Origin of the sequence: Nocardioides kribbensis (assembly GCF_015070375.1) — a bacterium.
In the GTDB taxonomy this organism is placed as follows: domain Bacteria; phylum Actinomycetota; class Actinomycetes; order Propionibacteriales; family Nocardioidaceae; genus Nocardioides; species Nocardioides kribbensis.
On the sequence record NZ_JADCLL010000001.1, the window covers coordinates 891,784 to 906,361 of the forward strand.

13 protein-coding genes and 1 riboswitch are annotated in these 14,578 nt (G+C 75.8%); of the genes, 5 read left to right on the forward strand and 8 right to left on the reverse strand.

Annotated elements, in window-relative coordinates:
• Positions 1-143 precede the first annotated feature (143 nt).
• Positions 144-1,292 carry an MIP family channel protein gene (locus IR170_RS04130; protein WP_227488406.1) on the forward strand — a complete coding sequence of 383 codons (1,149 nt, stop codon included), beginning with the start codon at positions 144-146 and terminating at the stop codon, positions 1,290-1,292.
• Positions 1,293-1,320: 28 nt separating this feature from the next.
• Here the strand turns inward: IR170_RS04130 and IR170_RS04135 are convergent, their stop codons facing one another.
• Positions 1,321-2,055, reverse strand: a complete 735-nt coding sequence (locus tag IR170_RS04135) for a hypothetical protein (RefSeq protein WP_193661286.1) — start codon at positions 2,053-2,055, stop codon at positions 1,321-1,323.
• Between the two features lie 103 nt (positions 2,056-2,158).
• Between IR170_RS04135 and IR170_RS04140 the strand changes: the two genes are divergently transcribed.
• Positions 2,159-3,145 carry a malate dehydrogenase gene (locus IR170_RS04140; RefSeq protein WP_056863850.1) on the forward strand — a complete coding sequence of 329 codons (987 nt, stop codon included), beginning with the start codon at positions 2,159-2,161 and terminating at the stop codon, positions 3,143-3,145.
• Positions 3,146-3,218: 73 nt separating this feature from the next.
• Here the strand turns inward: IR170_RS04140 and IR170_RS04145 are convergent, their stop codons facing one another.
• From IR170_RS04145 to IR170_RS04170, 6 genes are all read right to left on the reverse strand, one after another.
• Entirely contained in the window at positions 3,219-3,695 is a 477-nt protein-coding gene (locus tag IR170_RS04145) for a DUF3017 domain-containing protein (protein WP_193661287.1), read from the reverse strand.
• Positions 3,696-3,705: 10 nt separating this feature from the next.
• Positions 3,706-4,557 (reverse strand): bifunctional methylenetetrahydrofolate dehydrogenase/methenyltetrahydrofolate cyclohydrolase, encoded by an 852-nt coding sequence (locus tag IR170_RS04150; RefSeq protein WP_193661288.1) that lies wholly within the window; start codon positions 4,555-4,557, stop codon positions 3,706-3,708.
• Positions 4,558-4,584: 27 nt separating this feature from the next.
• Positions 4,585-5,823, reverse strand: a complete 1,239-nt coding sequence (locus tag IR170_RS04155; RefSeq protein ID WP_156697845.1) for an MFS transporter — start codon at positions 5,821-5,823, stop codon at positions 4,585-4,587.
• A gap of 11 nt (positions 5,824-5,834) precedes the next feature.
• Entirely contained in the window at positions 5,835-7,415 is a 1,581-nt protein-coding gene (purH, locus tag IR170_RS04160; protein ID WP_193661289.1) for a bifunctional phosphoribosylaminoimidazolecarboxamide formyltransferase/IMP cyclohydrolase, read from the reverse strand.
• A gap of 38 nt (positions 7,416-7,453) precedes the next feature.
• Positions 7,454-7,549, reverse strand: a riboswitch (ZMP/ZTP riboswitch).
• 11 nt (positions 7,550-7,560) lie between these two features.
• Positions 7,561-8,169, reverse strand: coding sequence for a phosphoribosylglycinamide formyltransferase (purN, locus tag IR170_RS04165; protein ID WP_193661290.1), 609 nt, complete (start codon positions 8,167-8,169; stop codon positions 7,561-7,563).
• Positions 8,170-8,189: 20 nt separating this feature from the next.
• Entirely contained in the window at positions 8,190-9,530 is a 1,341-nt protein-coding gene (locus IR170_RS04170; protein WP_193661291.1) for a cell division protein PerM, read from the reverse strand.
• Positions 9,531-9,679: 149 nt separating this feature from the next.
• Between IR170_RS04170 and IR170_RS04175 the strand changes: the two genes are divergently transcribed.
• The 3 genes from IR170_RS04175 (at position 9,680) to IR170_RS04185 (ending at position 13,585) form a co-directional block, all read left to right on the forward strand.
• A complete protein-coding gene (locus tag IR170_RS04175; RefSeq protein WP_193661292.1) occupies positions 9,680-11,575 on the forward strand; it encodes a SigE family RNA polymerase sigma factor in 1,896 nt (631 codons plus the stop codon).
• 119 nt (positions 11,576-11,694) lie between these two features.
• Positions 11,695-12,201 carry an RNA polymerase sigma factor gene (locus IR170_RS04180; protein WP_056863844.1) on the forward strand — a complete coding sequence of 169 codons (507 nt, stop codon included), beginning with the start codon at positions 11,695-11,697 and terminating at the stop codon, positions 12,199-12,201.
• Complete coding sequence (locus IR170_RS04185; protein WP_193661293.1) at positions 12,194-13,585, forward strand: hypothetical protein; 1,392 nt, start codon at positions 12,194-12,196, stop codon at positions 13,583-13,585. Before IR170_RS04180 ends, IR170_RS04185 begins: the two co-directional genes overlap by 8 nt.
• Positions 13,586-13,665: 80 nt before the next feature.
• On the opposite strand, the gene sucD is transcribed toward IR170_RS04185, so the two are convergent.
• Complete coding sequence (gene sucD / locus IR170_RS04190) at positions 13,666-14,574, reverse strand: succinate--CoA ligase subunit alpha (protein WP_056863842.1); 909 nt, start codon at positions 14,572-14,574, stop codon at positions 13,666-13,668.
• Positions 14,575-14,578: the final 4 nt, after the last annotated feature.

Here is a 14,578-nt window from a genome sequence, read left to right on the forward strand (position 1 = left end):
GATGTCAAGATACCCGACGCGTCGGCGACCACGGGTCGCACCGTCCGGGCCCGCCCAGCCTGTCAGCCGGCGGCTGTCTAGTCACCCCGTCGGGGGTGCGCCGGCGGGTTTGGTCGGGTCGCCGCGGGGGGACGACTCCGGGCATGGCCACATCCCCTGACCCCACGTCCTCGGAGGCCGTCACCCCGGCGGCCACCGCACCCTCCGCCCCCGACGGCACCCCCGCCCAGAAGCTGGCCGCCGAGGCGCTCGGCACCGCCGTCCTCGTCCTGGTCGGCTGCGGCTCGCTCGTGCTGGCCTCCAGCAGCAGCGGGTTCGGCGACGCCAACATCCTCTCGGTCGGCCTCTCCTTCGGCCTCGCCGTCACCGTCATGGCCTACGCCGTGGGACGCGTCTCCGGCGGGCACTTCAACCCCGCCGTCTCCGTCGCGGCCGCGGTCAGCGGGCGGATGACGTGGGCCGAGGCCGGCCGCTACGCCGGCGCCCAGGTCGTCGGCGGCATCATCGGCGCCCTCGTGCTGCTCGTGCTCGCGCTCGGCAACGACCGCTTCGAGGCCTTCGACACCAGCCTGGCCGCCAACAGCTGGGGCGACGACGGCACCGGCTACGCCCTCTGGGCGGCGCTGCTGGTCGAGATCGTGCTCACCGCGCTCTTCGTCTTCGTCGTCCTCGCGGTCACCGACCGCCGCAGCAGCGTCAACGCCGCCTTCGCGCCGCTCGTCATCGGCCTGACCCTGGCGGTCATCCACTTCGTGGCCATCCCCCTGACCGGCACGTCGGTCAACCCCGCGCGCTCGATCGGGCCCGCGCTCTTCTCCGGGGTCGACCCGCTGCTGCAGCTGTGGGTCTTCATCGTGGCGCCCCTGCTCGGTGCCGTGGCCGGCGGCCTGGCCTACCCCGCGCTCTTCGGTCGCGACGCCGACCCGGTCGAGGGCTCGGGCCTCAGCTTCTCCCGCCCGGCCAGGGCCCAGCAGCCCGTCGCCCAGCAGGGTGGCCAGCAGGGCTGGTCCCAGGGCGCCCAGCAGGGCGGCTGGGCCCAGGGCGGCCAGCAGGGCCAGCAGGGCTGGGCGCCCGAGCCGGCACCGATCATCCAGGACGGCTGGCAGTGGGACCCGGTCGCCGGGCAGTGGAAGCCGCTCGAGCAGCCCCAGGCGCCCCAGCAGACCGGCCAGCAGACCGGCCAGCAGGGCTGGGGGCCGACCACCGGGCAGACCGGGCAGACGGGTCAGGCCGGTCAGGCCGGCGGGCAGTGGCCCGACGAGGGCGACGGCCGCACCCAGATCCGTCCCTGACCCACCCGCCGACCCACCCGCTCGACGCTCACCCGACGCCGGTGAGGACGACCTCGTCCTCACCGGCGTCGCTGCGCACCAGCCCGTCTCCCGGGGCGTAGGAGTCGACGCGGGTGCCGCTGCGGCTCTCGACCTGGAGCACCACCACGTCGTCGGAGGAGCCGCCGGGGCGCGCGAGGTCCTGGTCGACCGCGACCACGGTGACGACCACGGGCGTGCCAGCCGTGCCCCCGACGGCGAGCCACCCGTCGCCGTACCGCGGCTGCGCCGGCATCCACAGCCCGGCCTCCGCGCCGTCGACCCCGGCCTCGAAGTCGGGCCCGCCCCCGGCGCTGGCCATCCACCACACGTTGCCGTCGACGTCCTGCGCGAAGAGGTCGACCACGCGGCCGCCGCCCGCGCCCCGGCCCGTCGTCACGGTCGTGAGGGCCGTGGTCGGCACACCGGCGACGTCGGGCCCGGCGCTCACGCTGCGGGTCACCTCGAGCCCGGGGCCCTGCGCGCCGGTCGGCGTCGTCGGCGCGGCCAGGGTCGCGACGGCGCCCGGCTCCAGGGGGAACCACGGGTTGTCGACGCGCTCCACGAAGTCGTCGGGGTCGGGCGTGGGCGTGGGCACCGTCAGCAGGTCGACGCCCGTCGGCGGGCTCAGCGGCGCCGAGGAGGAGCAGCCGCCGAGGACGGCGACGGCGGCCAGCGTCACCACCGCGGCGCCCGCACCGCGACGGGAGGGGTGGGCGGGGGGACGGCCGCGGCGCAGACGCATGGCGCCCATGCTCCCCCAGGGCGCGAACCCCGCTGCTGCTGGGCCCCGCGCCGCTGCTAGCGTCGGAAGCCAGACCGCCCCAGGACCTCGTCAAGGAGATCTCGTGAGCCCCACCCCGTTGAAGGTCGCCGTCACCGGCGCCGCCGGCCAGATCGGCTACAGCCTGCTCTTCCGCCTCGCCAGCGGTGCGCTGACCGGCGGCCAGCCGATCGAGCTGCGCCTGCTCGAGATCACCCCCGCGCTCAAGGCGCTCGAGGGTGTCGTCATGGAGCTCGACGACTGCGCGTTCCCGGGCCTGGCCGGTGTCGAGATCGGCGACGACGCGGAGACCATCTTCGACGGCGTCAACCTCGCCCTCCTGGTCGGTGCCCGCCCCCGCGGCCCCGGCATGGAGCGCGGCGACCTGCTCTCGGCCAACGGCGCGATCTTCACCGCCCAGGGCAAGGCCCTCAACAAGGTTGCGGCCTCCGACGTGCGCGTCGGTGTCACGGGCAACCCCGCCAACACCAACGCCCTCATCGCGATGACCAACGCCCCCGACATCCCGCAGGAGCGCTTCTCGGCGCTGACACGCCTCGACCACAACCGCGCGATCTCGCAGCTGGCGGCCAAGACCGGCGCCGCGGTGACCGACATCAGCCACATGACCATCTGGGGCAACCACTCCGCCACCCAGTACCCCGACCTCTTCCACGCCCAGGTCGGCGGACGCAACGCCGCCGAGGTCGTCGGCGACCAGGAGTGGATCGAGAGCACCTTCATCCCCACCGTGGCCAAGCGCGGCGCGGCGATCATCGACGCCCGCGGCTCCTCCTCGGCCGCGTCGGCCGCCTCGGCCACCATCGACGCCGCGCGCGACTGGCTCTACGGCTCCGCCGAGGGCGACTGGGTCTCCATGGCCGTGCGCTCGCAGGGCGAGTACGGCGTGCCGGAGGGCCTCATCTCCTCCTTCCCGGTCACCACGAAGGACGGCGACTGGTCGATAGTGGAGGGCCTGGAGATCGACGACTTCTCCCGCGCCCGCATCGACGCCTCCACCGCGGAGCTCGCCGACGAGCGCGCCGCGGTCACCGAGCTCGGACTCATCTGAGCCACTGACGCGCGAGCATCCCGCGCACACCCACGAGGGCCCGCCCGGAGCGATCCGGGCGGGCCCTCGTGGGCTAGGTGCCCGGCTGGTTCGGGATGGTCTGGGCGAGGAAGAGCAGCACCGCCCCGACGCCGCCGAGCAGGAGGCAGTCGAGCAGCCGGTGGCGCACGGCGAGCATGCCGGCGTCGCGTCGCGGCAGCACCAGCCGGAAGGTGGCCGCACCGACCAGCGCCCCGCCGATCCAGCGCACGCCGAGGCGCCAGTCGCCGGACCAGGCGATGAAGACTCCGGTGGCACCGGCAGCGAGGACGAAGAGGTAGAGCAGGCCGCCGACGGTGGAGGGGTGACGTCGGTCCTCGGGCTCCTTGCCGACGGGGGCCGCGGGGTCGGCCGGGTCGGCGGGGTCGGCCGGGTCGGCCGGGTCAGCCGGGTCAGCGGGATCCGCGACGGCCTCGAGCTCGGCCGCGACCTCCTCGGCCGACGGCACCGGCGGCACGTCGTCGAGGTGGGCGGGGGGCTGCTCCTCCCCCGCGGGCTGTGGCCGGCTCATCAGGGTCACCTCAGACCGTGGCCTTCTCGGCCATCGTGACCAGGTTCGACAGGAGCATCGCCCGCGTCATCGGGCCGACGCCGCCGGGGTTGGGCGAGACCCAGCCGGCGACCTCCCAGACCTCGTCGGCGACGTCGCCCGCGATCTTGCCGTCGACGCGCGAGACCCCGACGTCGAGCACCGCGGCGCCGGGCTTGACCATGTCGGCGGTGATGATGCCGGGCACGCCGGCGGCTGCGACCACGACGTCGGCCTCGCGCACGTGGGCGGCCAGGTCGCGGGTGCCGGTGTGGCACAGCGTCACGGTGGCGTTCTCGCTGCGCCGGGTCAGCAGCAGGCCCAGCGGGCGACCGACCGTGACCCCGCGTCCGACGACCACGACGTGGGCCCCGGCGATCTCGACGCCGTGGCGGCGCAGCAGCTCGACGATGCCGTACGGCGTGCAGGGCAACGGCGCCTCCGTGCCGAGCACCAGCCAGCCCAGGTTGGTCGGGTGGAGGCCGTCGGCGTCCTTGGCGGGGTCGACCAGGCCGAGCACGCGGTTCTCGTCGATGCCGCGCGGCAGGGGCAGCTGCACGATGTAACCGGTGCACGCGGGGTCGGCGTTGAGGCGGGCGACGTGCTCCTCGATCTCCTCCTGCGTCGCGGTCGCGGGCAGGTCGACGCGGATCGACTCGATGCCGACCTCGGCGCAGTCCTTGTGCTTGCCGCCGACGTACCACCGCGACCCGGGGTCGTCGCCGACGAGCACCGTGCCGAGGCCGGGCACGACGCCCTGCTCGCGCAGGGCCGCCACCCGGGCCTTCAGCTCGTCCTTGATCGCCGCCGCCGTGGCGCTGCCGTCCAGCCTCTGTGCCGTCACGACCGCCAGTCTAGGGACGCGGACGCCTCAGCGCCCGACCGGTGCGCCGACGCGCTCGAGGTGGCGCTGCGCGGCGCCGGCGGCGGGGTGGGAGACGACGGCGGCCGTCACCGCGATGCCCGCGATGAGCGCCCACCCCGGCGTGCCGACCTCGAGGGCGAGGAAGGTGTAGAGCGCCGGGAACGCGATCGCCTCGACCTGCATGCCCATGCCCCACACGCCCTGGTAGTCGCCGAGACGGCGGTGGTCGGAGAGCTCGGCCGCGAACCCCCACGACGCGGCCGACTGCCACAGCTCGGCGCCGGTGATCGTGACGTGGCCGACCCACAGCAGCGCGATCGAGACCCAGCCCGCGGTCTCGTGGGTGACGCTGAGCACGAGGCAGGAGGCCACGAAGGCCCACCCCGACCACCGCACGGCCCGCAGCGCGCCCGCGACGGTGTCGGAGCCCCGTGAGGCGCGCACCTGCAGCAGCACCGCCAGCACCGTGTTGGTGCCGAAGAGCCACGCCAGCAGCGTCTGCGGGGCGTCGGTGCGCTCCACCAGCCACAGCGGCACCACCACGTTGAGCAGCACCTGGTTGGACCCCAGGACGCCGTTGCACAACGCGAGCACCACGAAGCCGGGGTTGCGGTAGGCGGCGGGGCCGGCCTGCTCGAGCGGGCCCCGCACCACCACCGGCCGGGCGACCGACGGCAGCCGCGAGACCATCGCGGCGTTGAGCAGCAGCAGCGCGCCGGTGAGCAGCGGGACGGCGACGATCGCCTCGCGCGTGCCGATGCCCAGCGCGACGCCACCGGCCCCGGCCCCGAGGGTGTAGCCGACGTTGCGGGCCGCGCGCATGTACGCCATCGCCCGCACGCGGGTCTCCCGGGGGAAGACGCTGATCCGGTAGACCTCGCGTGCGGAGCGCGCCGCGGTCTCGACGGCGGCGAGGGTGGCGAGCACGGCCACGAAGAGCACGAAGCCACCGACCGCCGGCCACGAGAAGTAGAGCAGGGCCTCCAGCACCGAGGCGAGCACCCACAGCCGCTTCGCGCCGACCCGGTCGCTGACCCGGCCGAGGGGCACCGAGAGCGCCAGCGCGACCCCCGCCGAGACCGACAGCCCCAGGCCCACCTGGGCCCCCGAGAGGCCCACGACCTGGGTGAAGAACACCGCGGTGCCGGTGAGGAAGGAGCCGGTGGCGAAGGCCGACAGGACGCACTGCAGCGCGAGGTCGCGCTCGAGACGGGTGGGTGGGAGCAGACCCGGGGGGAGGCGCACGGAGGTTGGGGTCAGTGGAAGAAGTGCCGCGTGCCGGTGAGGTACATCGTCACGCCCGCGGCCTTGCAGGCCTCGACCGTGAGCTCGTCGCGCACCGAGCCGCCCGGCTGCACGATGGCCGTGACGCCGGCGTCGATGAGCACCTGGGGGCCGTCCTCGAAGGGGAAGAAGGCGTCGGAGGCGGCCACGGCGCCGCGGGCGCGGTCCTCGCCCTCGCCGAGGGTGTTGGCGCGCTCGACGGCCAGCCGGCAGGAGTCGACGCGGTTGACCTGACCCATGCCGATGCCCACCGAGGCGCCCTGGCGGGCCAGAAGGACGGCGTTGGACTTCGCCGAGCGGCACGCCCGCCAGGCGAAGGCGAGGTCGGCGAGGACCTCCTCGGAGGCCGCCTCGCCGGTCGCCAGCGTCCAGCCCGACGGGTCGTCGCCCTCGGCCTGGAAGGAGTCGCGCTCCTGCACCAGCAGGCCGCCGCTGACGGGGCGGGTCTCCACCCCGCCGCGCTCCAGCGGCTCGCACACCAGGATCCGGATGTTCTTCTTGCCCTGGAGCACCTCGACGGCGCCGTCCTCGTAGCCCGGCGCGACGATCACCTCGGTGAACACCTCGGCGACCTGCTGGGCCATCGCCACGGTCACCGGGCGGTTGGCGGCGATCACGCCGCCGAAGGCCGAGACCGGGTCGCAGGCGTGGGCACGGCGGTGGGCCTCGGCGACGTCGGCCCCGACCGCCACCCCGCAGGGGTTGGCGTGCTTGATGATCGCCACCGCGGGCTCGGCGAAGTCGTAGGCCGCACGGCGGGCGGCGTCGGTGTCGACGTAGTTGTTGTAGGACATCTCCTTGCCGTGCAGCTGCTCGGCCGAGGCCAGTCCGGCCGCACCGTGGCCGCTGCGGTAGAGCGCGGCCGGCTGGTGCGGGTTCTCCCCGTAGCGCAGGACCGAGGCCTGCTCCCAGGTCGCGCCGATCCAGGCCGGGAAGCCGGTGCCGCGGGAGGAGTCGGTGAGCACGCTGCCCATCCACGAGGCCACGGCCACGTCGTAGGACGCGGTGTGCACGAAGGCCTCGGCGGCCAGCGCCTTGCGCTCCTCCAGGGTGAAGCCGCCCGCGGCGACGGCGGCGAGCACGTCGGCGTAGCGCTGCGGCGAGGTGACGATCGCGACCGAGGGGTGGTTCTTGGCCGCGGCGCGCACCATCGAGGGCCCGCCGATGTCGATCTGCTCCACGCACTCGTCGGGCGAGGCGCCGGACGCGACGGTCCGGGTGAAGGGGTAGAGGTTGGAGACGACCAGGTCGAAGGGCTCCACGCCGAGGTCGGCCAGCTGCGCCACGTGGGTCTCGAGACGGCGGTCGGCCAGGATGCCCGCGTGCACCCTGGGGTGCAGCGTCTTGACCCGGCCGTCGAGGCACTCGGGGAAGCCGGTGAGGTCCTCGACCTTGGTGACCGGCAGGCCCAGCCCCTCGATCAGGGCCGCCGAGCCACCGGTGGAGACCAGGGCCACCCCGGCCTCGTGGAGGCCGCGGGCGAGCTCCTCGAGCCCGGACTTGTCGTAGACGGAGACCAGGGCCCGCTGGATCGGGACGCGCATGTCGCTCATGGAGGGGTTGCTCCTCATCGGTTCGTCGGTCGAGTCGATGAGGGCACCCAGGCGGTCGATGCACTCGCCCCCGCGTGGATCGAGCGGGGCACTCCCCGGTGGTGGTCCCACCTGCGCCAGTCGTGTGCGCCCATCATAGGAGGACTCAGCCGCCGAAGCGCACCCGACGGCCCTCGACCACCACGCCCTCGCGGGCGATGCGGCCCACCGCGTCGACGAGCATCGCGCGCTCGGCGGTCTTGATCCGCTCGTGGAGGCGCGCGACGTCGTCGTCGTCCTCGACCGGCACGACGCTCTGCGCGACGATCTGCCCGGTGTCGACGCCGGCGTCGACGACGAAGAGCGTCGCACCGGTGACCTTCACGCCGTACTCCAGCGCGTCACGCGGGCCGTGCATGCCCGGGAACGACGGCGACAGCGCCGGGTGGGTGTTGACCACGCGACCGCCGAAGCGGCCCAGGAAGCTCGCCCCGACCAGCTTCATGAAGCCGGCCAGCACGACCAGGTCGGGCTCGTGGGCGGCGACGGCGTCGGTGAGGGCGGCGTCCCAGTCCTCGCGCGAGGCGTGCTCGCCCACGCGGTGGACGAAGGTCGGCACCCCCGCTCGCCGGGCACGGGCCAGCCCCTCGATGCCGTCGCGGTCGGCGCCGACGGCGACCACCTCGGCGCCGTACGCCGGGTCGGCGCACGCGTCGAGGAGGGCCTGGAGGTTGGTGCCGGAGCCCGACACGAGGACGACGAGACGGGAGGACACGGCCGGACTCTAGCCCGCGCTCAGCGGCGCGGGCGCGGGGAGCGGCGCAGCCGCGACGCCCAGGGGCGGCCGACGACGGGCGCCGGCGCCTCGCCGTCGAGGCTGCGCGACCGGTGACGCTGCCAGGCGGTGACGAGCAGCCCGCCGACCAGGCCGCCGAGACCGAAGGCGGTGACGGCGTGGACGGTCAGCTCGTGGGCCAGCGGGCCCACGTCGCGCATGCGGCCCGGGCCGACGGCGCCGCCCGCGAGGGAGGCGAGGAGGCCGAGCACGAGACCGGCCACCACTCCCCCGGCGCAGCCGCGCAGCGCGCCCTCGTCCCAGCGCAGGGTCGGTGCCCGGCGCTGGGCCTGCACGGCGACGACCGCGGCCACGAGGGCGGGCAGCGCGACGAGGGCGACCGTCCAGGCGGGGGTCGGTCCGGTGTCGGGCAGGGCGGCCAGCAGCGGGAACATCGGCAGCGGGCCGAGCACGACGGCGGAGGGCGAGACCAGGGTGCCGACGCCGACGGTGAAGCCCGGACCCACGAGGTAGGAGGCGGCGAAGAGCACCGCGTTGGGCACCACGGCCAGGCTGGCCACCGAGAAGGCGGTGGCGTCGCCGGCGTCGGTGTGCAGCTGGGAGAGCACGTTGGCGGCGGTGTCGAGGTCGACCAGGAGGGCCAGGAGGAAGGCCGCCGCGGAGAGGGCCAGCCAGGTCACCAGCAGCCGGCGCGCCACCCGGGACGCGTGGCGCAGCACCGGGGGCACCGCCGGGGCCCAGATGGCGGCGCGGCCCGAGGCGACCGCGATGGCCGGGGTCGCCACCAGCAGGCCCAGGCCGAGGACCCAGCCCAGCACCGGGGTGGTCGCGGGCGCCGTGGTCGCCGTGGCGGCGAGGGTCACGACCCCCACCGCGACCACGGCGTAGGCGACGGTGAAGAGCAGCGCGGCCACCGGCACGGTCCAGTCGCGCTCCCCGTCGCTGATCGCGTCGGCGTCGGGGCCGTGCCCCGACACCGCGTCGCCGACGCGCAGCGCGACCCGCCAGCACGACCAGGCGCACAGGGCCGTGAGCCCGAGAGGGACGGCGGTGACCGCGACCCCGCCGACCACCACGCCCGAGCCGTGGGCCGTCAGCCACGCCAGCGCGCCGACGCGCAGGGCGTCGTGCGGCTCGCCGTGGGCGCCGGCGTCGGTGAGGAACCACCCGATCACCGCCACCGCGAGGCACACCAGCAGGGTCGCACCGGCTGCCACGGCGCCGCCGAGGGTGGCGGTGAGCACGAGCGGTCGGCGGTGGGCACCGCCGGGCGCCGGGCGCCGGCCGGTGGCGCCGGGGGTGCGGCGCGCGGTCGAGGAGTCGGGCAGCAGCGAGGTCATGGCCCGACCATCCTGACCCCGCCCCCCGGCGTCGCGTCGGTCCCACGCCGAGCGGCGCGGGCCCTCGGCGCGGGTGGCGAGCGCCACGCCGGTGACGCGCCGCTCGGGTTGGCGGGCCTCACCGCGGATCGCTTACGTTGGACGACGCCATGGCGGACCCCACCGACTTCGACGCGTTCTACAAGGACGCACGCGCGCGACTGCTGCTGCAGACCTACGCGCTCACCGGGGACCTGGCCGCCTCGCGCCGCGCGGTGCGCGACGCCTTCGTCGCCGCCTGGCACCACTGGCGCAAGGTCTCGCGCAGCGCCGACCCCGAGGCCTGGGTGCGCCCCGTCGCCTGGTCGCACGCGCTGCGACGCCACACCACGCGGCCCTTCCACAAGGAGAAGGGCCTCGACCCCGAGGCCGCCGCCACCCTGGAGGCGCTGGCCGGCCTCCCGCTGCTGCAGCGCCGGGTGCTGCTGCTGGCCCACCTGGCGTCGCTGTCGATGACCGACCTGGCCCGCGAGGTCGGGATCCCCCCGGCCGACGCCGAGCGGGAGCTGCAGAGCGCGACGGCGCGCTTCGGGCTGCTGCGCGACCTGCCCACGCCGCTGGTGCGCACCGCGCTCGAGCCGCTGGCCGAGGTCGTCGCCGAGGCCCGCTGGCCCCGCCCGACCATCGTGCGGCGCACCGGGGCCGCGCGGCGGCGTACGCACACCGGCGTGGGCGCGGCGCTGGTCGTGGGCGCCCTGCTGCTGACGGGCACACTGGTCACCGACACGGCCGGGGTGAGGCCCACGCTGCAGCGCGACGCCGTGGCCGCGCCCGGCGACTCCGTCGCCCCCGGCGCGGAGAACCCCGCCGACGACGCGCCGACCGACTCCCCCACGCCCGAGCCCGAGCCGCTCGAGGCCGCCGCGCTCCTCGGCGCCGAGGAGGTGGCCGCACGGCTGCCGGGCGGCGGCTGGCGCGAGGCCGCGACCACCGACGGCACCGAGGGCGACGGCCTGGTGCTGCCCTGCCAGGGGGCGCGGTACGCCGACCCCGAGGGCACGGTCGCCCTGGTGCGCGCCTTCCGGGACCGCCCGCGCGGGCAGGAGGCCCCCCGCTCGGCCTGGCAGCTCGCCGAGTCCTCCCGCACCGACCGGGCCGCCCGGGCCGCCTACGACGGCGCCGCCGGCTGGTTCGCCGGCTGCGACGAGCCCCGGGCCCAGCTGATCTCGACCCAGCGCGTCGACGGGGTCGGCGACGAGGCGGTGCTGCTGGTGCTGCGCGACTGGGCCGCGCCGACGCGCACGGTGGTCGCCGGCGTGGCCCGCACCGGTCGCATCGTCACGGTGACCGCCTCCCAGCGCCGCGGCACCTCCGCCGACGACCTGCTCGACCAGGCGCGGCTGCTCGGGGGCGCCGTCGACGGTCTGTGCGACCTCACCGACGGCGGGGCCTGCACCACCCGGGCGCGGCTCAGCCCCGCCGACGCCCTGCCGGTCGGCGAGGTGCCCTCGCTGCTCTCGGCCGTCGACCTGCCCCCGGTCGGCTCGGTCACCCGCCCCTGGGTCGGCACCGAGCCCGAGCGCGCCCGCGACAACGACGCGGCGACGCGCTGCGACCAGACCAGCTTCGTCGGCGACTTCCGCGGCGCGCGCTTCAGCGACAGCCGCACCCGCACGTTCCTCGTGCCGGGTGGACGGCTGCCCACGTCGTTCGGGCTGACGCAGACCGTCGGGTCCCTGCCGGTGCCCCAGGCGCGGGCCCTCGTCGAGCAGGTGCGCTCGAGGATGGCCAGCTGCGCCGACCGCGACCTGGGCACCGACGTGGTCACCGTGACCTCCCAGACCGGTCCCGAGCGCTCCCTCGACGTCTGGGACGTCACCGTCGACGTCTCCGACGACACCTCCGTGCGCTTCGTCGTCGCCCTGCTGCGGCGCGGCACGGCGGTCAGCCAGATCGGCTTCGTGCCCGGCCCTGACGCCACCATGGCGGGCGGCGCGTTCCTCGCGCTCGCCGAGCGCGCCGCCGAGCGGCTGGCCGAGCAGCCGGCCCCCCGACGCGCCGACTGAGAGCCGCTCCGCACGGGTGCGGCGTGTCGTGCAACCGCACGGCCCCGCCGCGCGTACCACTCCCGGGACAGCAGCGACACGGGAGCACGCGACGAGCGCGGGCACGGGACGGAGACGCCATGGACGAACGCGAGTTCGACGACTTCTACGCCGCGTCCTACGCCCGGCTGGTCGGCCAGGTCCACGCCATGATCGGCAGCCGCGACGAGGCCGAGGAGTGCGTGCAGGAGGCCTTCGTGCGGGCCTGGGCGCACCGGCGCAGGCTCGACCGGGCCGACCACCCCGAGGCCTGGGTGCGCACCACCGCCCACCGGCTGGCCGTGAGCCGCTGGCGCCGCACCGTGCTGGGTCGCCGCCCCGCCGACCGCGCCGTCTCCGCGCCGGTCGCCGCCCCGCCACCGAGCGAGGCCCACGTCGCGCTGGTCGCGGCGCTGGGACGCCTGCCCGAGGCGCAGCGCCAGGCGCTGGTGCTGCACCACATCGCCGACCTGCCGGTGCGGGCGGTGGCCCGCGAGGTCGGGGTGCCCGAGGGCACGGTGAAGGCGCGGCTCAGCCGGGGCCGCGCCGCTCTCGCCGCCCTGCTCGCCGACGACGACGGCCTCCAGGAGGGAGCCCACCATGCCTGAGCCCACCGATCCCGCCGACCTCTTCACCCGCTTCCTGGCCGAGGAGGCCCCCGTGCACCCCCTGCCCGCGTCCGAGGTACGCCGCCGCGGCGACCGGCTGCGCCGCCGCCACCGCGCCCTCACAGCCGCCGCCGGCGCCGCTGCGGCCCTCCTCGTCGCCACGCCGCTCGCGCTGGCCACCCGGGGCGCCGAGACCGCCGGCCTCGACCCGGCGGCGCCGAGCCCGACCGCCACCCCGGCGCCGGGCGACGTCGACTGGGTGACCGGCGTGCCCGCCGACTTCCCGCTCGGCGCGGGTCTGCGGGGCCTGAGCGAGCAGCCCGAGGTCGTGCCCGGCTTCGCTCCCGACCCGCCGGTGCGGGGCTGCCAGGGCGGGGCCTACACCGCCGAGGCCCCCGTGCGGGCCGTCGACGCCGTGCAGCTCGACGCACCCAACGCGCCGGGCTCCGAGGGCGGCGTGCAGCGCGGCCTGCTGCTCTACGCCGACGACGACGCCGCGCGGGAGGTGCTCGCGGCCCAGGAGGCGGCGCTCGCGGACGGCTGCGGCTCGGCCGACCCGCTCGTCTCCGACCTCGGCGAGGGCTCGGTGGTCTGGGTCCAGCGCTCCGGCGACGCCGGGGAGGGCGAGCTCGTGCAGCTCGTCACGGTCGGCAACGCCGTGCTCGCGACGTCGACCACGTTCGGCGGCGCCGGCGACGCGCAGGTCGTCGAGCAGACCCGGGAGCTGGCGCAGAGCACCTCGGCCCTCGTGGTCTCCTCGCTGTGCGTCTTCGCCGCCGACCCCTGCTCGCAGCCGCCCGGCGCGACCGACGCCGACGCGACGACGGCCGGCGACCGGGTGCCCGACGGCTTCCCGCTCACCGCGGGCTACCCCGACGACGCCGCCGCCGGGAGCGGTCAGCCGGGACTCCAGGAGCTCTCCCGGGCGGTCGGTCCGCTGACCCTCGCCGCGTGCGGGCGCGAGGTGGCGCTGCCCCCCGGTCGCACCGACCTCGTCCGGGCCGGGTGGAGCGACCGCGACGACCTCCGGCTGCGCAACCTGGCCGTCTTCGCCCGCGCCGAGGACGCCCGCGCCTACGCCGACGACGTGCTCGCGCTCCACCGCGACTGCCCCGTCGACACGGGTGCCACCGGCACCGCCGTCGAGACCGCGGTCGTCGCCAGCGACCTGGGCGAGCAGGCCGGCGTGGTCGTCCGGAGCACCACGGGCGCCGACGCCGCCCCGCCGCAGGTCCTGCACGTGGTCAGGGTGGGTCGGGCGGTGCTGGTCTCGCTGGTGACCGGCCCCTCCGTGCCGGCCGGCTCCAGCCCGGCCGAGGCCGCCGCTCAGAGCGACACCGCCGTGCGCGAGGTGGCGGCCGCGATGGAGGTCTTCGCCAGCTGACGGCGTCCGCCCGCACGCACGAGCGGCCCGCCCCCGGCAGGGGACGGGCCGCTCGTGGCGTACGCGGGGTGAGTCCGGGGTCAGAGACCCTGCAGGATCTCCCGCATCAGCTGGGCGGTCTCCGACGGCGTCTTGCCGACCTTGACGCCCACGGCCTCGAGGGCCTCCTTCTTGGCCTGCGCCGTGCCCGAGGAGCCCGAGACGATGGCGCCGGCGTGGCCCATCGTCTTGCCCTCGGGAGCGGTGAAGCCCGCGACGTAGCCGACGACCGGCTTGGTCACGTGGTCCTTGATGTACGCCGCCGCGCGCTCCTCGGCGTCGCCGCCGATCTCGCCGATCATGACGATCGCGCGGGTGTCGGGGTCGGCCTCGAACGCCGCGAGGGCGTCGATGTGGGTGGTGCCCACGATCGGGTCGCCGCCGATGCCGATGGCGGTCGAGAAGCCGAAGTCACGCAGCTCGAACATCATCTGGTAGGTCAGCGTGCCCGACTTCGAGACCAGGCCCACCGGGCCGGAGCCCGAGATCGTGGCCGGGGTGATGCCGGCCAGGGCCTCGCCCGGGGTGATGATGCCCGGGCAGTTGGGCCCGATCATCCGGGTGCCGCCGTGGTTGCTGGAGCCCTGGAGGTAGGACCACACCTCGGCGGTGTCCTGCACCGGCACGCCCTCGGTGATAACCACGAGCAGGCCGATGCCCGCGTCGATGGCCTCGAGGCAGGCGTCCTTGGTGAACGCCGGCGGCACGAAGGCGACCGACACGTCGGCGCCGGTCTCCTTCATGGCCTCCTCGACGGAGCCGAAGACGGGCAGCTCGACGCTGGAGCCGTCGGCGGCGGTGTGGGTCACGGTGGTGCCGGCCTTGCGGGCGTTGACGCCGCCCACGACGTTGGTGCCGGACTTCAGCATCAGGGCGGTGTGCTTGGTGCCCTCCCCGCCCGTGATGCCCTGGACGATGACCTTGCTGTCCTTGTTGAGGTAGATCGACATATCG

Bases quoted from the DNA above. Each gene is read 5' to 3' on its own strand.
- IR170_RS04145 (WP_193661287.1), bottom strand. From the start codon at position 3,695: ATGAGCCGGCCACAGCCCGCGGGGGAGGAGCAGCCCCCCGCCCACCTC.
- IR170_RS04185 (WP_193661293.1), top strand. From the start codon at position 12,194: ATGCCTGAGCCCACCGATCCCGCCGACCTCTTCACCCGCTTCCTGGCC.
- sucD (WP_056863842.1), bottom strand. From the start codon at position 14,574: ATGTCGATCTACCTCAACAAGGACAGCAAGGTCATCGTCCAGGGCATC.
- purH (WP_193661289.1), bottom strand. From the start codon at position 7,415: ATGAGCGACATGCGCGTCCCGATCCAGCGGGCCCTGGTCTCCGTCTAC.
- IR170_RS04180 (WP_056863844.1), top strand. From the start codon at position 11,695: ATGGACGAACGCGAGTTCGACGACTTCTACGCCGCGTCCTACGCCCGG.
- IR170_RS04130 (WP_227488406.1), top strand. From the start codon at position 144: ATGGCCACATCCCCTGACCCCACGTCCTCGGAGGCCGTCACCCCGGCG.
- IR170_RS04175 (WP_193661292.1), top strand. From the start codon at position 9,680: ATGGCGGACCCCACCGACTTCGACGCGTTCTACAAGGACGCACGCGCG.
- IR170_RS04135 (WP_193661286.1), bottom strand. From the start codon at position 2,055: ATGCGTCTGCGCCGCGGCCGTCCCCCCGCCCACCCCTCCCGTCGCGGT.
- IR170_RS04170 (WP_193661291.1), bottom strand. From the start codon at position 9,530: ATGACCTCGCTGCTGCCCGACTCCTCGACCGCGCGCCGCACCCCCGGC.